Raw genomic sequence first — 18,601 nt, forward strand, 5'->3', positions numbered from 1 at the left:
AGCGACCTCATACGCGGGTGAATGCATGCTCGAAACCGTCCACGGATGGCGTTCTGAGCGTGAGGATGTGTCTGTGCGACAGGGTGATGTCGAACGAAGGCGCCGCTTCGTTCTGGCCCCGGTCATTCTCGAAAAACAGGGTGCGAACAGCGGTCACGCGTTCCACTCCCGCCCCGGCACGCCGGAACGCTTCGACCGCTGGCAGGCAGACCAGCAGCATCGCGGCCAGTTGGGTAATGTCGCCGGCCGTCATGACGGCGCTGTCCAAGGTATTGGCCTCGGCAAAGCCCGACACCTGAAACGTTGTGCGCACGATCTGGGTCTCGATATGCACCTGGTCGCCGGTGGCCGGGTCATAACGATGCTTGCGGTGTTGCCAGCCGTAGAGCGGATCGCTCAGCGGGAAAAAGCAGATGCCCTTGGGTTCTCGCCCCTGGCCTGTGGGCTGGTATACAGCATTGGCGAACCCCCTGCTCAGGAGTCAAAGGCAATAAGGAAACCGGCAGAGACGTTTATATCGAGGATGACATGCTTGCCAAGGTCTACGAGAAGGCTGATCAGCCTTTGAAAGATGCCCTGAATCTTTTTTACCTCACCGCTCAGCGGATCACCTACACGCTGAAGATGGACGAACGCGATCTGCGCGATGGCCAGTTGCAGGTGCGTCAAGGAAAGACCGGGGCCAAGCGGCGAATTGAGGTCATGGGTGAACTGGCGATTCTGCTCGCCCGCATAGCGACGCGCAAAGCGGGTTACAAGATTCGCTCTACCCGGCTCATCGTGCTGGAGAATGGCCAGCCCATGACCTACGCGACATTGCGCACCAGGTTCGATAACGCCAGGGAGGCTGCAGGCATCGAAAAGGCCAGCTTTCAAATGCGCGATTTGCGAGCAAAAGCCGCAACGGACAAAGAGGAGTCAACGGGGAATATTCGCGAGGCCCGTGATCAGTTGGGACATACCACAATCGGCATGACCGAACACTACATCAGGATGCGAAAGGGAATGAAGGTGACACCGACAAGATAGGTTTTGCGGAAAAGAAAAATTTATTGCGGAAAAAAATCGAAGGGCTTTGTTGCTCAGAAAGAGCTGTAACCCTTGACCTAGACATGGTGCCCCGAGCCGGGGTCGAACCGGCACGTCCATAGGACGAGGGATTTTAAGTCCCTTGCGTCTACCAATTTCGCCATCAGGGCATACATCCAAGAGCAGGGAATATATACACCCAAGCCACACTAATCAAGCGCCGAGCACATTCAGTTGGCACAGAATGTTGCACATCCAGGATAAACAAACCCTTTCCAAATCAAGGAGCTATGGAAGGATCCTGCAACAGGACACCACCCTCTCGCGCCTTTAAGGAGGCTGTATTCGGGAAGACCAAACTTACTGACTCAACAAATCCCACAAACAAAAAACCCCGCAGACGCTAGCCTGCGGGGTTTTCTGTTTATAGTGGAGGCCGAGGTCGGAATCGAACCGGCGTAAGTGGATTTGCAATCCACGGCATAACCATTTTGCTACTCGGCCTCAAACGCTCAATGCCAGCAAAGCCAACATTCAACGCATCGTAAACTGGAGCGGGAAACGAGACTCGAACTCGCGACCCCGACCTTGGCAAGGTCGTGCTCTACCAACTGAGCTATTCCCGCATCGTCTTGATGTGCGCCATTCTATACACTCAAAACTTTTCGTCAACACCTTGATTCTAAAAAAGTTATTTTTTTTCTACCGTGGTTTTCAGATGCGGCCACGCCGCCTTCAGGTATTGCATCATCGACCATAGTGTCAAGCCGGCTGCAATCAGCAGCAATGCATAGCCCAGCACCACCCAGAATGTGAGTGCGGGTGGGTTGCCCAGCAGGATGACCAAGGCCAGCATCTGTGCAGCCGTTTTCCATTTGCCCAGGCTGGAAACAGCCACTTGCGCCCGAGCGCCGATCTCGGCCATCCATTCGCGCAAGGCTGAAATCACGATCTCGCGACCGATGATGACGGCAGCCGGCAGGGTCAGCCACAGGTTGGCGTGAACCTGCACCAACAGCACCAGCGCCACGGCCACCATCAATTTGTCGGCAACCGGATCAAGGAAAGCACCGAAAGGCGTACTTTGCTCAAGGCGACGGGCCAGGTAACCGTCAAGCCAGTCGGTGGCCGCAGCAAACGCGAACACCACGCTGGCCGCCATGTAGCTCCAGTGGTAAGGCATATAGAACAGCAGAATGAAGATCGGAATCAGTAGAACGCGCAGTACGGTAATCAGATTAGGGATATTCATCGGCACAACTGGCTACAAGGTGAGCGGGCATTCTACTCGCTATGCAGGTTGGCATAAATCGACTCTGCGAGCTTTTTACTGATCCCCGGTGCTTTGGCGATTTCTTCGATGCTGGCGCGCGACAATTCCTGCAGGCCACCGAAGTGCTTGAGCAGATCACGACGCCGGGTCGGCCCTACACCAGCTACTCCTTCAAGGGTGGAAGTACGCCGGGTCTTGCCCCGGCGAGCGCGGTGACCAGTGATTGCAAAACGGTGGGCTTCGTCGCGAATCTGCTGGATCAGGTGCAAGGCTGGCGAGTCACCCGGCAGGGTGAACTCATGCGCCGCATCGTTCAGGTACAAGGTTTCAAAACCGGCCTTGCGGGTCACCCCCTTGGCAACACCCAGCAGAATCAGATCCGGGACTTCCAGCTCGTCCAGCACTTCACGCGCCATGCTCAACTGCCCCTTGCCACCATCGACCAGCAGGATATCGGGCAACTTGCTTTCACCGCTCTTGATCTTGCTGAACCGTCGGGTCAGGGCTTGATGCATCGCCGCATAATCGTCACCGGCCGTTACGCCCTCAATGTTATAGCGACGGTAGTCGGACTTGATCGGACCCTCAGGGCCGAACACCACGCAGGAGGCGACAGTTGCCTCGCCACTGGAATGGCTGATGTCGTAGCATTCCAGGCGCTGCGGCGGTAAATCCAGGTTCAACGCCTGGGCCAGGGCTTCAAAGCGCGAGGCCACATGCAGGCGATTGGCCAAGCGCGCCGACAGTGCCTGCTCGGCGTTGGTCACCGCCAGTTGCTGCCAACGCGCACGCGTACCGCGTACCCGATGACTGATGGACAGCTCACGCCCCCGAGCTTCCTGGATTGCATCGATCAGGGTCGGAAAGTCCTCATGGACCACGTTGACGATGATTTCAGCAGGCAGCTCACGGTCTACGCCACCGAGGAAATACTGGGCCAGGAACGCCGACATGACTTCACCGACCTCCTCCTCTATGCCCACCTGTGGAAAGAAATTCTTGCTGCCCAGCACCCGCCCACCCCTGACACTGATCAGGTGTACGCACGCGCCGCCCGGGTTGACGAAGGCGGCCACCACGTCCACGTCGCCCGTGCCGCCCTCCATGCTCTGTTGATCCTGAACACGCCGCAGCAAGGACACCTGATCGCGCAACTCTGCCGCTCGCTCGAAGTCCAGTGCCATGGCGGCCTGCTCCATCGCGGTGTTGAGTTCATCGGTCAAGGCATTGCTGCGCCCTTCCAGGAACATGACCGAATGACGCACATCCTCAGCGTAGACTTCAGGCTCCACCAGCCCGACGCAAGGCGCCTTGCAGCGCTTGATCTGATACTGCAGGCAAGGCCGGGTGCGGTTTCGGTAATAGCTGTCTTCACATTGACGCACCTGAAAGGTCTTTTGCAGCAGACCCAGGCTCTCGCGGATCGCACCGGCACTCGGGTACGGGCCGAAATAACGCCCCTTGCCCTTTTTCGCGCCTCGATGAATGCTCAGCCGTGCAAAAGCACCGTCCGACAGATAGACATAGGGGTAGGATTTATCGTCGCGCAACAAGATATTGTAGGGCGGACGGTGCTCCTTGATGAGCGTCTGTTCCAGCAGCAAGGCTTCGGTTTCATTGGCCGTGATCGTGGTTTCGATCTGCGCAATGCGCGCGACCAGGGCCCCGGTCTTTGGCGCCTGGCCGGTTTTGCGGAAATAGCTGGACAGGCGATTCTTGAGGTTCTTGGCCTTGCCAACGTAAAGCAATTGCGCCTGGGCGTCGAACATCCGGTACACACCGGGACGGCCGCTGCAGGTCGAAAGGAAGGCACTGTGATCAAACAATTGGGTCATATTCGGATTCGGGTTCAAGCGCTGGCATCGACCATGCCGTGACGCACTGCAAGCAACGCCAGTTCCACATCACTGCTGATCGAAAGCTTTTCGAAAATGCGATAGCGGTAGGTATTGACCGTTTTCGGCGACAGGCACAGCTTGTCTGAAATGGTCTGGACTTTCTGGCAGCCGACAATCATCAGGGCAATCTGGATCTCTCGTTCGGACAACAGATCGAACGGCGAGTTGCTCTGTTCAGGCTGGAATGACTTTAGCGCCAGCTGCTGTGCAATCTGCGGGCTCAGGTAACGCTGGCCGGCAAACACCTGGCGAATGGCCTGGACCATTTCCGTAAGCCCTGCCCCCTTGGTCATGTAGCCGGCAGCGCCCGCCTGCAGCAAGCGGGTCGGGAATGGATCTTCTTCACAGGCAGTCACTGCCACCACTTTCATTTCCGGATGGCTGCGCAGCAATTTGCGCGTTGCTTCAAGGCCGCCGATGCCAGGCATCTTGACGTCCATGAGCACCACATCCGGCTTCAGATCACGCGCTTTCTTGAGCGACTCCTCACCCGAGTCCGCCTGGCCGACAACCTGCAGGCCATCGATGTCGGCGAGCATGCGGGTTATGCCTGTACGCACGAGATCATGGTCATCGACAACTAGCACCTTAATCAAGGATATACCTCGCGAAACAGTCATAGCAGTGCCGGCCACACTGGCAAGAACAATGAGTCGGACCTGGATTCTGGCATCCAAAGACGGGGGCAGGACGGCGCGGCAAGACAGCCACCTGCGGCACGGCATGACAGGATCGCATGGCCTGCCACGTGCCCGACTCACCCTCGACAGGTGGATAGCGTTGACAACAAGCTATCACTCATGTGGCCTGATACCAGAGAAAAATATGCAATGACATGCAAAATGCGCCCAATGGGCAGATTAGCCGTCAGCTCTCGTCCGGAGCATCCGGTCGTGGTTTGTCGAGTAACGGTTGGTCAGGCACAGGCCTGGCAATGACTTGAGAAGTGCTCAATTCAGCCATGGTCGTGGTCAGGCGCCGGATTGCATCCTGATCTTCCTTGTGCAGGGTTCTGTAGCTGCCCAATACCTTTTCCTCGGCAAGGCTAAGATTGTCGAGGGGTATGGGTGTCGGCCTTCCGGTGAGCACATAGAGAACATCAACCCCCTTGGCGGCCACCGCTGCCAGGTAATCAGCCTTGGGTGCGCGATCACCGCTTTCGTATTTCCCTTGAGCATTGGCTTCGACACCACCGATTTCACCAAAAGCTCGCTGGGACAATCCGAGGCGTTCGCGCTCTTTCCTTAGCCGGTATCCTATTCCACTCATTTGAATGCACAACCCTATTGACCACACTCTTACGAGTGGTAAAATCTTGACAAAATTAAACTTACTTGAACGGTTTTGAACTATGCCCGCAATCCGTACCCCTGCACAAGCCAAGGCCTGGCTTGACCAACAGGGAAAATCTGTTCAGCAATTCGCGCGGGAAAACAGTGTTGATCCCGCTACAACTTATCAGGTGTTGGCAGGCCGCAAGAAGGGTCGACGCGGAGAAGCGCACAAGGTCGCGGTTTTGCTGGGGATAAAGGAAGGCACCATCCCTGCACAGGAAAACACACCAGAGCCGGACGACGAATGACAGATCCTTCTCTAATGTAGGCATATGAAAGGATCCTCTATTTTCAATGCCATTTCCTCTTGTATAAACCGAATGCTCTGACAAACCGTGTCGGTCATTAACTGCGATTTACACGTAGACGCTACTTTCTCGCCACCAAAGACAAAGACTATCGATAAACTCACAGCAATTGAATTCTTCAATTGCTGTGTGCCGGCGCCTAAAGTAAGCTCGCTTGCATCTACGGAGACTTATTTGATGCTGCGCCCTGTTATCACCTTAGCTCAACACTTTGCCGACAACCCGGTTCTGGTTGTTGCCGGTGGCGTGGTCGCGGCACCTGTCTGCGCAGCAGTCAATCTTTATTATGGGTATTGGTTTAGCCACTGGCGCGCCTGATACCCCACATCGGCGCCCTACTCTACGGGACGCCAACCAGAGAACTCTCAACCCCCGGTCGGCCTCCCGACCGGGGGTTTTGTTTTTCCGGCGATCGATAACCCTGGCCACTTTTTTTCGAGGACACCCCACATGACTCACTTCTCTTATTACCGCAACGACTCTGGCTTTACCTGGCGATTTAGTCACCTCCGTTCGGGACAACCTGCCGCCTCCGTCCGGTCACTGCCTGGTGGCAATACCCTTGATCAACCCCATACGACCCCTTGTCGAACACCCTTATAGGCGCGCCTGCGGGATAACCCGCCGCCCAGGAAGCCAGTTTATGAATTCGTCCGCAGCCATCAAGAATCCTGAAACATCGTCCATCAGCAGCCCCCGTCTGGACAGCACCCCCTTCTCCTTGCGCTTGCCCAGTACACTGGAGCTCAAGCACCGCCTGCCACTGAATGAGCCTCTGCTCGCACAAGTCGCCGCCCATCGACGCGCCGTGCGCGCCATTCTCGATGGCAGTGACTCGCGCCTGTTGGTCATTGTCGGCCCCTGCTCGCTGCATGACCCCGAATCAGCGCTTGAATACGCAGAACGCCTTGCCCGCCTGGCCGCTCAGGTCAGCGATCAATTGTTGTTGGTCATGCGCGCCTATGTGGAAAAGCCGCGCACGACCATCGGCTGGAAAGGCCTGGCCTACGACCCGCATCTCAATGGCAGCGATGACATGGCCGCAGGCCTTGCCCTGTCACGTCGATTGATGCGTGACATGCTGGAGATGGGCTTGCCGGTGGCCACTGAGCTGCTGCAGCCGATGGCGGCGGGTTATTTCGACGACATGCTCAGTTGGGTGGCCATCGGTGCACGCACCACCGAATCACAGGTCCACCGGGAAATGGCCAGCGGCCTGGGCATGCCGGTCGGTTTCAAGAACGGTACGGACGGCGGGGTCGCCGTGGCCTGCGATGCGATTCGCTCGGCCGCCCACCCGCACCGTCATTTCGGCGTCGATCGCCAGGGTCATCCGGCAATCATCGAGACGCACGGCAACCCGGACAGCCACATTGTATTGCGTGGCGGCCATCAAGGCCCCAACTACGCTGCCGAGCACATTGCCAGGGTGCGCAGCGCCCTCGACAAGCAGGGCATTGCCCCACGGATCATGGTCGATTGCAGCCACGCCAACAGCGACAAGGACCCTTTGCGTCAGCCCGGTGTGTTGCGCGACGTGCTGGAGCAACGCGTGCAAGGCAATCGCTCATTGATCGGCATGATGCTTGAAAGCCATCTGTTCGACGGCAACCAGCCGCTGGGTCCGAACCTCAGATACGGGGTCTCGGTGACCGATGGCTGCCTGGGCTGGGACTCGACCGAACAGCTGTTGCTCGAAGCGGTGAACCGCCTGCGCTACCGCTGAAGCCGCAGGAACTTTAGGGAGAAATGCAGGCCACAATCGGGTAGCCTGTGTTTTTTTCCAAGAGGAGTACCGTTCCAATGGCTAAAGCCACTGCCCGTCACATCCTGGTTGCCAGCGAAGACAAGTGCAACGAACTCAAGGCCCAGATCGAAGGCGGCGCCGATTTTGCCGAAATCGCCAAGGCCAATTCGACTTGTCCGTCCAGCCGTCAGGGCGGCGACCTGGGTTCTTTCGGTCCAGGCCAGATGGTCAAGGAATTCGACACCGTGGTGTTCAGCGCCCCGGTCAATACCGTTCAAGGTCCGGTCAAGACCCAGTTCGGTTACCACCTGCTGGAAGTGACCAGCCGCCAGGACTGATCCTGTCGCGCAGACTGCACACAGCCCACCTTACGGTGGGCTGTTTCGTTTTAGCCTGTAGGAATATGCACTGTTTACGCTTGGCGACCCGTGGCTTTCCCTGTAGAAGGGCATGATCGTTCACCGCACCTGGTCGGCTCATGGGTTTCGTTCGTTTATCGCTTCTGGCTGCGGCACTGGCCTTGCTCGCCGCCCTGCAACCGTTATCTGCTGCTCCCGAGCATGCCTTGACCGTCTACGGTGAGGCGCCCCGCTATGCTACCGACTTCACGCACTTCGACTACGTCAATCCGGATGCGCCCAAAGGCGGGAGCATGCGCAGGTCCGCCCAGGAGATCGGCCAGTTCGATCATCTGATCCCCTACGTCGACAAGGGCATGGGCGTCGCGCAGATCGATAAATTGCTGTACTCCCCGCTGGCGGTGCGTTCGCTGGATGAACCTTATACGGTGTATGGCCTGGTTGCCCGGCGCATGGAGCGCAGCAGCGATGGTTTGTCGTTGCGCTTTTATCTGGACCCCCAGGCCCGTTTCGCCGATGGCACGCCGATTACCGCCAGTGACGTCAAGTACACCTTCGACCTGCTGATGAGCCAAGGCAAACTGGAATACCGTACCCAATTCGAGGCCGTGAAAAACATCGAGGTGGAATCCGCCAGCCAGGTTCGCTTCGATTTCAGCAATGCCGACAATCGTACCCTGCCCCTGGAACTGGCCTCGCTGCCGGTGTTGCCCGAGCACTGGTGGAAAAGCCGTGATTTTGCCGGCGGTGCAGGCTTTGAAGTTCCGCTTGGCAGCGGCCCCTACAGGATTGCCAAGGTCGATGCCGGGCGCAGCATCACCTTCGAACGCGACCCCGACTGGTGGGGGCGCGACAAGCCAGTCAGCCGCGGTCTGTACAACTTCGACAGCTTTCGCATCGAGTATTTCGGCGACACCGACGTGGCCCGGCAGGTACTGCTGGGCGGTGGCTATGATTACAACCGCGAGTATTCGGCCACCGGCTACACCATCCGCTATGACGGCCAGGCCCTGACCGATGGCCTGTTGCAGAAAGCGCACCTGGCCAAAGGTGCCGTACAGAACTCCCAGGGTTTTATCTTTAACCTCGACCGGCCGGTATTCAAGGATCGTCGGGTGCGCCAGGCGCTGGCATTGCTCTGGGACTTCGAATGGACCAACCGGCAGATGATGCGCAATATGTACATCCGCCAGAGCAGTTACTTTTCCAACTCGGCCCTGGCGGCCACCGCCCTGCCTTCGCCACGCGAACTGGAGATCCTTGAGCCGCTGCGCGGCAAGGTCCCGGACGAGGTCTTTACCCAGGTCTTCCAGACGCCAACCACCCAGGGCACCGGCTTTATCCGCGACAAACAGCTGCAAGCCCTGGCCTTGCTCAAAGAGGCCGGCTGGACGCCTGAGGGCGATCAACTGGTCAATGCCCAAGGCGAGCCCTTGAGCTTCACTTTTCTCAACGCCCAATCGGGCTTTGAACGCCTGTTGCTGCCGTTCAAGCGCAATCTGGCGCAGATCGGCATTCGCTTTGACATCCGCCGTATCGATCCGGCGCAGTACCTGAACCGGGTCATGGCCCGCGACTACGACATGATCGTCACCGGCTACACGGTGACGACATCGCCAGGCCTGGAGCTGTACAACAATTTCGGCTCAAAAGTGGCCCGTGATCCTGGCTCGAATAATGTCATGGTGCTACAGGACCCGGCCGTCGATGCGCTGATCGAAGGCCTGGTCAAGGCCGGCAGCCAGGCCGACATGGTCGACCACGCACGCTGCCTGGACCGGGTCCTGCAGTGGGGTTACTACTGGATCCCCAATTACTATCCGCCAGGCGCGTCAACCGTATGGTGGAACCGCTTCGGTATGCCCGCCATTGCTGCACGCAACAGCGAAGCCATCGAGACCTGGTGGGAGATCAGCCCCACGGCCCTGACCCGCGAGGCATTTATTGCACGTCGTGGCGCTTCGGCCCTTCCCTGGGAGATGCAGTAGATGCTCGGCTATATCATCAGGCGCCTGTTGCTGATCATCCCGACCCTGCTATGTATCCTGCTGGTCAATTTCTTCATCGTCCAGGCAGCGCCCGGCGGACCGGTCGAGCAGGCCATTGCCCGCTTGCAGGGCATCGGTGGGGCCAGTGTCGGCAGTGCGCCGGCCGAGAGCGCCAGCGCCGGCCAGTCGCGCATATCACGCGGCCTGGACCCCAAGCTGATCAAGGAAATCGAGCGCCAGTACGGCTTTGACAAGCCGTTGCATGAACGACTGTGGCTGATGCTCAGCCACTATGCACGGCTGGACTTTGGCAACAGCTTCTTTCGCGGCGCCTCGGTGACCGACCTGATCCTGCAGAAGTTGCCGGTGTCACTGTCACTGGGTTTATGGGCCACCCTGCTGACCTACCTGGTGTCGATCCCGCTGGGCATTCGCAAGGCGGTCAGGCACGGCAGCAGCTTTGATGTCTGGAGCAGCACGGTCATCATCATCGGCTACGCGATGCCGCCTTTTCTGGTGGCCATGCTGCTGGTGGTGGTGCTCTGCGGTGGCACATCCCTGCACTGGTTTCCGGTGCGCGGCCTGGTGTCGGAAGACTTTGCGCAGCTGTCGTTGCTCGGCAAGATCGCCGACTATTTCTGGCATCTGGTGCTGCCGGTCACTTCGCTGGTGATCGGCGGCTTTGCCGCCCTGACGCTGCTGACCAAGAATGCGTTCCTGAATGAAGTCACCCGCCAGTACGTCACCACCGCCAGGGCCAAAGGCATGAGCGAGCGGCGCGTGCTGTACGGCCATGTGTTTCGCAACGCCATGCTGCTGGTGGTTGCCGGCATTCCCCAGGCGTTGATCACCGTGTTCTTTGCAGGCTCCTTATTGATTGAAGTGATTTTTTCCCTCGACGGTCTGGGACGCTTGAGCTACGAAGCGGCCGTATCACGCGACTATCCGGTGGTGTTCGGCACCCTGTTCATCTTTACCCTGTTCGGCCTGCTGATCAAACTGGTCGGCGATGTCTGCTACACCCTGGTCGATCCGCGCATCGACTTCAGCGCGAGGAGTGCCTGATGGAGCGCCTGTCACCCGTGGCCCGGCGGCGCCTGGAGCGTTTTCGCAATCACCGTCGTGGCTGGTGGTCGCTGTGGCTGTTCTGTGCGCTGTTCATGCTGACGCTGGGCGGCGAGCTGATCGCCAACGACAAGCCCTTGGTGCTGAGCTACAAGCACTCGTTGTATTTCCCGGTATTCAAGCGCTACACCGAACAACAGTTCGGCGGCGAACTGCCGTTCCAGCCCGACTATCGCAGCGACTATGTACGCGGGCTGATCGACCAGGGCGACGGCTGGATGCTGTTCCCGCCGATCCCGTTCGGCGCTGACACGCCCAACTACGACCTCACGACCCCCGCGCCCAGTCCGCCCTCGGCCGAAAACTGGCTGGGCACCGATGACCAGGCCCGCGATGTGCTGTCGCGGGTGATCTTCGGGGCGCGGGTGTCGATCCTGTTTGCCTTGGCCCTGACCCTGATCAGCGCGTTGATCGGCATCGCCGCCGGCGCGTTGCAAGGCTACTATGGCGGCTGGGTCGACCTGTTCGGCCAGCGCTTGCAGGAAGTCTGGTCAGGGCTGCCGGTGCTGTACCTGCTGATCATTCTGTCGGGCTTTGTCGAGCCCGACTTCTGGTGGCTGCTGGGCATCATGGCGCTGTTTTCGTGGCTGGCCCTGGTGGATGTAGTGCGCGCCGAGTTCTTGCGTGGACGCAAGCTTGAGTACGTCAAGGCCGCTCGTGCCCTGGGGCTGAGCGACAGCAAGATGATCCTGCGGCATATCCTGCCCAATGCCATGAGCGCCACCTTGAGCTACCTGCCCTTCGTGCTGACGGGCGCCATCACCACCCTTACCGCCCTGGACTTTCTCGGCTTCGGCATGCCGGCCGGCAGCGCGTCGCTGGGCGAGCTGATTGCGCAAGGCAAGACCAACCTGCAAGCGCCCTGGCTGGGCCTGACGGCCTTCTGCGCCCTGGCGCTGATTCTCACCCTGCTGGTGTTTATCGGCGAAGCATTGCGCGATGCCTTTGATCCACGCGCCTGACCCGAGAACCTGATATGCCGGACAACCTGATCGAAATTCGCAACCTGAACATCGCCTTCCAGGGCCAGCAAGTGGTCAATGACCTGAGCCTGGACGTGCGTGCCGGCGAGTGCCTGGCATTGGTGGGCGAGTCCGGCTCGGGCAAGTCGGTCACGGCGCACTCGATCCTGCAATTGCTGCCGCAGACCGGCACGACCTGCACCGGTAGCATCACCTGGCGCGGCCAGCAATTACTGGGCGCCGACGCCAGCACCCTACGCCAGCTGCGTGGCAACCGCATCGCGATGATTTTTCAAGAGCCGATGACCTCGCTCAACCCGCTGCACACCGTGTCCCGGCAGATCGGCGAAACCCTGCTGCTGCACCGCGGCATCAGTGGACGCCAGGCTGAGCAGCGGATTCTGGAGCTGCTCGACCTGGTGGGCATTCAGCAGCCGCACAAGCGCCTCAAGGCGTATCCGCATGAGCTGTCTGGCGGTCAGCGCCAGCGGGTGATGATCGCCATGGCACTGGCCTGCGAGCCGGAACTGCTGATCGCCGACGAGCCCACCACAGCGCTGGATGTCACCGTGCAGCGCAAGATCCTGCGCCTGCTCAAGGACCTGCAGCAACGCCTGAACATGTCATTGCTGCTGATCAGCCACGACCTGAACCTGGTCCACAGCGTGGCGCAGCGGGTGTGTGTGATGCGCGCCGGCCAGATTGTCGAGCACAGCGATTGCCAGAGTCTGTTCAGGAACCCGCAGCACCCCTACAGCCGTCTGCTGCTCGATGCCGAGCCGGCCGGGCTGCCCGTACCTCGCGCCCCCCGGGAAAAACTCCTGCAGGTCGACAACCTGCGGGTCTGGTTCTCCCTCACCGGCGGCCTGCTGCGTCGTCACAGCGAATACCTCAAGGCGGTCGACGACATCAGCCTGAGCATCGAGCGCGGCAAGACGCTGGGCATTGTCGGTGAATCAGGTTCGGGCAAGTCGACCCTGGGCCAGGCCATCCTGCGCCTGCTGGACTCCACCGGCACGATCCGCTTTCGCGGCCAGTCGCTGGACGGCCTGAGTCCGCGACAGATGCGCCCGTGGCGCAAGGAAATGCAGGTGGTGTTTCAGGACCCTTATGGCAGTCTCAGCCCGCGCATGTCGGTGGCGCAGATCATCGCCGAGGGCCTGGAAGTGCACAGCCAGCTGGACGCTCGCCAATGTGACGAGCAGGTGATCCAGGCCCTGGAAGAAGTAGGCCTGGACCCACAGAGCCGGCACCGTTACCCGCACGAGTTTTCCGGTGGCCAGCGCCAGCGCATCGCCATTGCCCGGGCGCTGGTGCTCAAGCCGGCGTTCATCCTGCTCGACGAACCGACCTCGGCATTGGATCGTACTGTCCAGAAGCAGGTGGTCAGCCTGTTGCGCACGCTGCAGGAAAAGCACGACCTGACCTACCTGTTCATCAGCCACGACCTCGCTGTCGTGCGCGCCCTGGCCCACGACGTGATCGTGGTCAAGGACGGCAAGGTGGTCGAACGCGGCAGCAGCGAGGCGGTGTTCGACGCGCCGCAACACCCTTACACCCGCGAACTGCTGGCGGCGGCGCACCCCGGGCAGGCCTGAAGGCACACGCGCCCTGTTCAGGACTGAGTGGTTGGCTCTTTGTCGCTGTCGTCTTCAACCAGTCCCCATTGGGCCATGTTCGGGCTATTGATGCCGACCGGCGCGGCAGGCGCCTCGCTGGGGCCGGCCACCACCTTGCCTTCGCCGTGCAGCTTCAGGCGCAGGCGCACATTGTTTTTCGAGTCGGCATGCTTGATGGCCTCCTCCTCGCTGATGGCGCCCTCGATGACCAGATTGAACAACGCGCTGTCGAACGTCTGCATCCCCAGGTTGGCGGATTTTTCCATGATGTCCTTGAGGCCGGTCAGCTCGTTGCGCTGGATCAGGTCACGAATGGTCGGCGAGCCCATCATCACCTCGACCGCCGCGCGGCGCTTGCCATCGGGGGTGCGGACCAGGCGCTGCGAGACAAACGCCTTGAGGTTGTTGCCCAGGTCGTGCAGCAACTGGGCACGGCGCTCTTCAGGGAAGAAATTGATGATGCGATCCAGCGCCTGGTTGGCGTTATTGGCATGCAGGGTTGAAATCGCCAAGTGCCCGGTGTCGGCAAAGGCCAGCGCGTGTTCCATCGTTTCGCGGTCGCGAATCTCACCGATGAGGATCACGTCCGGCGCCTGACGCAGGGTGTTCTTCAACGCCGCATGAAAACTGCGGGTGTCGACCCCGACTTCACGTTGGTTGATGATCGATTTCTTGTGCCGGTGGATGAACTCCACCGGGTCTTCGATAGTGATGATATGGCCACTGGCATTGCGGTTACGGTAGTCGATCAACGCTGCCAGCGATGTGGACTTGCCGGAGCCGGTGGCCCCCACGAACAGCACCAGGCCATGCTTTTCCATGACCACATCCAGCAGCACCGGTGGCAGGTGCAGGTCTTCGAAGCGCGGGATGTCCAGCTTGATGTTGCGCGCCACGATCGAGACTTCGTTGCGCTGTTTGAAGATATTGATCCGGAAACGCCCGATCCCGGCCAGTGAAACAGCCAGGTTCATCTCCAGCTCATGCTCGAACACACGGCGCTGCTCTTCATCCATGATCGACTCGGCCACCCTGCCCACATCACCGGGCTTGAGTGTCTCGGTGCCCAGCGGCTTGAGTACGCCATTGAACTTGGCACAGGGCGGTGCGCCAGTGGAAAGGTACAGGTCCGAGCCATCCTGGGTGGCCAGGGTCTTGAGTAACGCCGGAAAATCCATATTCGACACCGCACACTTGAAAAGGTAGAGACGGCCAGGGCGGCCGATGCATCATTGAGCGTAGATGACAGGCATAATGGCAGCCTTTTGCGACAGGTAACATCGCGACATGAAAGCCCAAGCCCGCCATATCCTGGTCAAGACCGCCGAAGAAGCCGAGCGTCTCAAGCAGCGCATCGCCAAGGGCGAAGCCTTCGATGAACTGGCCAGAAAACACTCGACCTGCCCGTCCGGCAAACGTGGCGGCGACCTGGGCGAAGTCCGCCCTGGCCAGATGGTCCACGCCATCGACCAGGTGATCTTCAAGAAACCGTTACGCACCGTGCACGGGCCGGTCAAGAGCAAGTTCGGCTATCACCTGGTCCAGGTGTTCTATCGCGATTAGAGGCAAGTGGCGACTGAAGCACTTCTCAGCCTTACCTGGTCGCCGCCGTCTGGCGCATAGAAGCGAACTTCGCTGCCGCCCCCCTGGTGCAGGACATCGGCAAAGTAGCGTGACTGGGTGGTAAACACCGTAAAGCCACCGTTGTCGAGCGGGTCCAGAAAGACATCAGCCGTGTCACCGAACATCCGGGTGTCCTGCCAGGACACCTGGATGCACTGCGCCACTTCAGCGCTGGTCTTCTGGCTGGCCAGCGTCTTGAGGGGCCCGCCAGAGCGGGCCGAGTTCGACGGCGCCGCGCACCCTGCCATCAGGGCTGCACACGCGAACACAATTGCACATTTCATGACCGGCCCTTTTCCCTGAAAAAGGCCGAGTCTATCACTGCAGCGGGCTTTCAGCCTTCGGCCAGTTGCTCCTTGAACTCTTTCAGGTACTGGCTGGCCAAGGCGTCTTTCTGCTTTTCATCGAGCAGCTTGCCTGCGCTCTGGAAGAACTTCTGTTCTTCTTCCTTCAGGTGATGATGAACCTTGTGGCTCAGCTTTTTGGCCGTCACCAGCCAGCTCGGGCTGGACATGTCGGTGGCATCGAGTTCCTCCATCAACTCATCCATTTCGTGATGCTCGGCAATGGCATGGCGACTCAGGTCAATGCCATTGTCGTGCTCCATCAGCGGGATGTAGAAGTGTCGCTCTTCGGCCGTTTCGTGGGCTTGCAGTTCGTCCTTGAGCAGCCGATAGGCTTCGGCGCGCGCTTCGCTGGCACCGTGGGTCTGAATCAGGGCATCGGCATAGCCGCGCTGGCGATCATGGCTTTCACGAAGGGCTTCGAAAATATTCACGATAAATCTCCCGGTAGACAGACTTGGCCCGATGCAGGCCCTGAAACCTAGACCCACAAGCGAGACGGGCAGTTCCAAAGATCGTGTGCAGGCCAGCGACCTGCCTGCTCGCGGTTTCCAGCCGGTCATCACGACGATAGACTGGCGGACCTTGAGGACGGCCTCACCCACGACGGGACAATACGCCGGGACGACCCGGTTCTTGATTGATCAGGGGGAGCCGATCATGGCCTGGATCTATCTGATGTTTGCAGGGGTACTGGAAGTGGTCTGGGCCTTGGCCATGAAACAGTCCGAAGGCTTCAGCCGCCCCACCCCGACGGTGATCACACTGGTCGCCATGATCGCCAGCTTCGCCCTGCTGTCGATCGCCATGAAAAGCCTGCCGCTAGGCACCGCCTACACCATCTGGACCGGCATCGGGGCCGTAGGCGCCTTTGTGGTCGGCGTCAGTGTGCTGGGCGAGCCACTGACGCTCATGCGCGTGCTGGCGGCGGTGCTGATTGTCAGTGGACTGGTGCTGATGAAGATGGCTTCCTGACGCCGATGATGTGCAAGCGGTGTGATCACCAGGCCTCTGGAGACCGACTCGACCGCCTGGAACCTGCCCTGAAATAAAAAATGAATTACTGCCTCAGCCCGCCACCCCAGTAACAGGTACAGCGAACGATCTGGCGAGGTAACAGCAATGACTATCGAAGCAGAGACTCTTGTGCAACTGACTGAAGCGCTGCAAAAACGCGGGCTGAAACGGATCGCGGACATTACCTTCATCCGCGCGCCCTACCGACACGCTCATCGCTGGATCTGCAGCGTGGAGTAAGGTGCCTTTGCCGGTGCCTGGCGGGATGGCCAGGCACCGGCTTCTTTTATCGGCATCACGATCACAGGGTCATCACTGGCGATCAAACCGTCGCAGGCCGGACTATTTAAATCCAGGCCAACAGACTCACGCCTTACTTGTTTGAGGAGGCGTGTGAAGCGGGTTGACCTGAATGCTGTCACCCCCAGAAGAGCACCTTCGCAGCCAGGCAACACAATTAAATGACGCCACAAACACGTCGGGCATAAACCGGGAATTTATTAGTTTATTGTCTTACAACTTTTATCAGGCTGGCGTATACAGGCCTCTATAAAGGACCTCGATACGGACTATTACGGATCTGCAGACTCCCTCATCCAAGGCGACACGCCATGCTGGAAACCCTTTACACCATCAAGCGCGACCTTGAAGAAGCGGCCGAGCACCTGGAAAGCCTGTCGGTGACCATGAATGGCCATTTCACCTTTCTCAACCAGCGCGGCGGCCATGTCGATGGTGTGGATGTCACAGGCCACATTGCCTCGCTCAATGCCTCGGTACAACGATTGCGCACTGTCGCCTCAACGATCGAGTGAGACGGCCCCTGCACGTTTTAATGCAGGGCCGCCCCGATACGCTTAACAAGCGCCTGGTGGAATGCCATCCTTGTTGAAGTCTTTCAGGCGCTCTTTTTCTTCCGGGGTCGAATGCGCCGGGATGTCTTCCCTGTTCTGCTTCTGCTCTTGTTCACTTTTCTTTTCTTCGGTCATGGTCGTCGTCCCTTCTGATGAGTGCAGGCATTTGGCAGCCGTGCACGGCTACGGTTCAAAGCAATCATCATGGAAGGTGCGTCGAGCATGTATATCACTGCCTTCAAGCGAACCGGCATCATCCCTTGCTGTGCTCGTCCGAAGTCGGCCCCTCGCCCGGGCGAATGCCGCGTGGCCCGGCCAGCCCCCAGACAATCAGACCGAGCACGGGGAACAGTAGAATCCCGATGATCCAGGCCGCTTTTGTCCCGGTGCTCTTCTGGCTGCGACAGATGCCGATGATTACTACGACGTCGGCGATCAGGACTAGCAGCGTAAAGGGTAGCCATAACAGGCTGATAATTGCTTCCATGAGAAGTACTCCATCATTAATGATTACGGGTTAGCCCGTGCAGGCTTCAAAGGTTGAGTCATTGAGCATGAAAGGTTTGTTCCCACCGATTATCAGCCGTCGGCATGAACGGAGGCGTGCGTTAAAGTGACGCAGCTGTCTCACTGCACGGTCTCAAAGCATCCACTCCGATCGAACGTGCGCACGCGCCTTACTGTCTTGATAGGCAGCGCTCGATGTACATCCCTTCGGCAATGGACCGGCATGATACGCCACGTTTCATACCCTCCACGGCGATACTGCAATCCATTGCGCGGCTCATTGTCATTGACCTGACAGGCAGGTATGTCAAAGTTTGACCCATCCATCACGGCCGCAAGGAGTACGCATGACAACGCCATCAGAAACCGAACTGGCACAACGGCTTGAGGTTGCAGAGCGAAAGCTGGATGCCGTCAACGACCTTCTGGTCCTCATGGCCGCGCACATGGCCCAACTCGACCCGAAGCGCGGTGAAGCCTTGTCCGCTCAGATGCGTGAGCTGTATGAAATGGATAACGTCGCCTGGCCAGAAGAATTCCAGACGCTGGTTGCCAGGCTGGGCAGAGCCTTTGATGGCAGTGGGCTGGAGCTGGAATCCTTGCCTTGACGGGAT

Annotated in this window: 23 protein-coding genes, 3 tRNA genes and 1 pseudogene; 14 read left to right on the forward strand and 13 right to left on the reverse strand. The window is 59.1% G+C overall.

All coding sequences use genetic code 11. The annotated features are described in order from the left end of the window. Positions 1–7: 7 nt before the first annotated feature. Entirely contained in the window at positions 8–415 is a 408-nt protein-coding gene (locus tag DGA31_RS14125) for a phage gateway protein (RefSeq protein ID WP_421957969.1), read from the reverse strand. 34 nt (positions 416–449) lie between these two features. Between DGA31_RS14125 and DGA31_RS14130 the strand changes: the two are divergent. Beyond that, a pseudogene (locus DGA31_RS14130) lies at positions 450–1,029 on the forward strand (tyrosine-type recombinase/integrase); the annotation flags it as partial. 84 nt (positions 1,030–1,113) lie between these two features. Here the strand turns inward: DGA31_RS14130 and DGA31_RS14135 are convergent. The 7 genes from DGA31_RS14135 to DGA31_RS14165 form a co-directional block, all read right to left on the reverse strand. Continuing rightward, positions 1,114–1,199: transfer RNA gene (locus DGA31_RS14135), tRNA-Leu, on the reverse strand. Positions 1,200–1,459: 260 nt separating this feature from the next. Beyond that, positions 1,460–1,533 (reverse strand) — tRNA-Cys (locus DGA31_RS14140). A 46-nt stretch (positions 1,534–1,579) separates the two neighbouring features. Next, a tRNA-Gly gene (locus DGA31_RS14145) sits at positions 1,580–1,655 on the reverse strand. Positions 1,656–1,720: 65 nt separating this feature from the next. Next, positions 1,721–2,281: a CDP-diacylglycerol--glycerol-3-phosphate 3-phosphatidyltransferase gene (gene pgsA, locus DGA31_RS14150; protein WP_056839679.1), complete on the reverse strand. Its 561-nt coding sequence runs from the start codon at positions 2,279–2,281 to the stop codon at positions 1,721–1,723. Positions 2,282–2,313: 32 nt separating this feature from the next. Then, the gene (uvrC, locus tag DGA31_RS14155) at positions 2,314–4,137 is read right to left on the reverse strand and encodes an excinuclease ABC subunit UvrC (RefSeq protein WP_056839678.1); all 1,824 of its coding nucleotides are present in this window, start codon (positions 4,135–4,137) and stop codon (positions 2,314–2,316) included. Between the two features lie 14 nt (positions 4,138–4,151). After that, entirely contained in the window at positions 4,152–4,796 is a 645-nt protein-coding gene (gene gacA, locus DGA31_RS14160) for a response regulator transcription factor GacA (protein ID WP_082481621.1), read from the reverse strand. Positions 4,797–5,067: 271 nt separating this feature from the next. Continuing rightward, positions 5,068–5,469 (reverse strand): helix-turn-helix domain-containing protein, encoded by a 402-nt coding sequence (locus tag DGA31_RS14165; RefSeq protein ID WP_240043404.1) that lies wholly within the window; start codon positions 5,467–5,469, stop codon positions 5,068–5,070. Between the two features lie 82 nt (positions 5,470–5,551). Here DGA31_RS14165 and DGA31_RS14170 point away from each other — a divergent pair, with 82 nt between their 5' ends. From DGA31_RS14170 to DGA31_RS14200, 8 genes are all read left to right on the forward strand, one after another. Further along, the gene (locus tag DGA31_RS14170) at positions 5,552–5,782 is read left to right on the forward strand and encodes a DNA-binding protein (protein WP_056839675.1); all 231 of its coding nucleotides are present in this window, start codon (positions 5,552–5,554) and stop codon (positions 5,780–5,782) included. Between the two features lie 237 nt (positions 5,783–6,019). Beyond that, entirely contained in the window at positions 6,020–6,160 is a 141-nt protein-coding gene (locus tag DGA31_RS29810; protein WP_153811676.1) for a hypothetical protein, read from the forward strand. Between the two features lie 325 nt (positions 6,161–6,485). Then, the gene (locus DGA31_RS14175) at positions 6,486–7,568 is read left to right on the forward strand and encodes a 3-deoxy-7-phosphoheptulonate synthase (protein WP_109512963.1); all 1,083 of its coding nucleotides are present in this window, start codon (positions 6,486–6,488) and stop codon (positions 7,566–7,568) included. 77 nt (positions 7,569–7,645) lie between these two features. Then, positions 7,646–7,927, forward strand: coding sequence for a peptidylprolyl isomerase (locus tag DGA31_RS14180; RefSeq protein WP_056839673.1), 282 nt, complete (start codon positions 7,646–7,648; stop codon positions 7,925–7,927). 140 nt (positions 7,928–8,067) lie between these two features. Continuing rightward, complete coding sequence (locus tag DGA31_RS14185) at positions 8,068–9,936, forward strand: extracellular solute-binding protein (protein WP_109512964.1); 1,869 nt, start codon at positions 8,068–8,070, stop codon at positions 9,934–9,936. Then, positions 9,937–11,001, forward strand: a complete 1,065-nt coding sequence (locus tag DGA31_RS14190) for a microcin C ABC transporter permease YejB (protein ID WP_109512965.1) — start codon at positions 9,937–9,939, stop codon at positions 10,999–11,001. Further along, a complete protein-coding gene (locus tag DGA31_RS14195) occupies positions 11,001–12,023 on the forward strand; it encodes an ABC transporter permease (RefSeq protein ID WP_056839670.1) in 1,023 nt (340 codons plus the stop codon). Before DGA31_RS14190 ends, DGA31_RS14195 begins: the two co-directional genes overlap by 1 nt. A 14-nt stretch (positions 12,024–12,037) precedes the next feature. After that, positions 12,038–13,621: an ABC transporter ATP-binding protein gene (locus DGA31_RS14200; RefSeq protein WP_109512966.1), complete on the forward strand. Its 1,584-nt coding sequence runs from the start codon at positions 12,038–12,040 to the stop codon at positions 13,619–13,621. 17 nt (positions 13,622–13,638) lie between these two features. On the opposite strand, the gene DGA31_RS14205 is transcribed toward DGA31_RS14200, so the two are convergent. Next, entirely contained in the window at positions 13,639–14,820 is a 1,182-nt protein-coding gene (locus tag DGA31_RS14205) for a PilT/PilU family type 4a pilus ATPase (RefSeq protein ID WP_109512967.1), read from the reverse strand. A 109-nt stretch (positions 14,821–14,929) separates the two neighbouring features. Between DGA31_RS14205 and DGA31_RS14210 the strand changes: the two genes are divergently transcribed. Further along, positions 14,930–15,205, forward strand: coding sequence for a peptidylprolyl isomerase (locus DGA31_RS14210; RefSeq protein WP_056839667.1), 276 nt, complete (start codon positions 14,930–14,932; stop codon positions 15,203–15,205). Here the strand turns inward: DGA31_RS14210 and DGA31_RS14215 are convergent. Continuing rightward, positions 15,202–15,549: a 2-oxoacid ferredoxin oxidoreductase gene (locus tag DGA31_RS14215; protein WP_109512968.1), complete on the reverse strand. Its 348-nt coding sequence runs from the start codon at positions 15,547–15,549 to the stop codon at positions 15,202–15,204. The genes DGA31_RS14210 and DGA31_RS14215 overlap by 4 nt on opposite strands. A 50-nt stretch (positions 15,550–15,599) precedes the next feature. Continuing rightward, the gene (locus DGA31_RS14220) at positions 15,600–16,043 is read right to left on the reverse strand and encodes a hemerythrin domain-containing protein (protein WP_056839665.1); all 444 of its coding nucleotides are present in this window, start codon (positions 16,041–16,043) and stop codon (positions 15,600–15,602) included. Positions 16,044–16,269: 226 nt separating this feature from the next. Between DGA31_RS14220 and DGA31_RS14225 the strand changes: the two genes are divergently transcribed. From DGA31_RS14225 to DGA31_RS14230, 3 genes are all read left to right on the forward strand, one after another. Continuing rightward, entirely contained in the window at positions 16,270–16,584 is a 315-nt protein-coding gene (locus tag DGA31_RS14225; protein WP_109512969.1) for a DMT family transporter, read from the forward strand. Between the two features lie 147 nt (positions 16,585–16,731). Next, positions 16,732–16,866 carry a hypothetical protein gene (locus tag DGA31_RS30485; RefSeq protein ID WP_277749399.1) on the forward strand — a complete coding sequence of 45 codons (135 nt, stop codon included), beginning with the start codon at positions 16,732–16,734 and terminating at the stop codon, positions 16,864–16,866. A gap of 371 nt (positions 16,867–17,237) precedes the next feature. Next, positions 17,238–17,441, forward strand: coding sequence for a hypothetical protein (locus DGA31_RS14230; protein WP_109512970.1), 204 nt, complete (start codon positions 17,238–17,240; stop codon positions 17,439–17,441). Between the two features lie 42 nt (positions 17,442–17,483). Here the strand turns inward: DGA31_RS14230 and DGA31_RS30490 are convergent, their stop codons facing one another. Next, the gene (locus tag DGA31_RS30490) at positions 17,484–17,615 is read right to left on the reverse strand and encodes a hypothetical protein (protein WP_277749400.1); all 132 of its coding nucleotides are present in this window, start codon (positions 17,613–17,615) and stop codon (positions 17,484–17,486) included. A 118-nt stretch (positions 17,616–17,733) separates the two neighbouring features. Further along, positions 17,734–17,967, reverse strand: coding sequence for a PLD nuclease N-terminal domain-containing protein (locus DGA31_RS14235; protein WP_109512971.1), 234 nt, complete (start codon positions 17,965–17,967; stop codon positions 17,734–17,736). Positions 17,968–18,334: 367 nt separating this feature from the next. Here DGA31_RS14235 and DGA31_RS14240 point away from each other — a divergent pair, with 367 nt between their 5' ends. Next, on the forward strand, positions 18,335–18,595 hold the full coding sequence (locus DGA31_RS14240) for a hypothetical protein (RefSeq protein WP_056839662.1): 261 nt from the start codon (positions 18,335–18,337) through the stop codon (positions 18,593–18,595). The last annotated feature ends 6 nt before the right edge of the window (positions 18,596–18,601 follow it).

It is taken from the genome of Pseudomonas ovata (assembly GCF_003131185.1).
GTDB classification, from domain to species: Bacteria; Pseudomonadota; Gammaproteobacteria; order Pseudomonadales; family Pseudomonadaceae; genus Aquipseudomonas; species Aquipseudomonas ovata.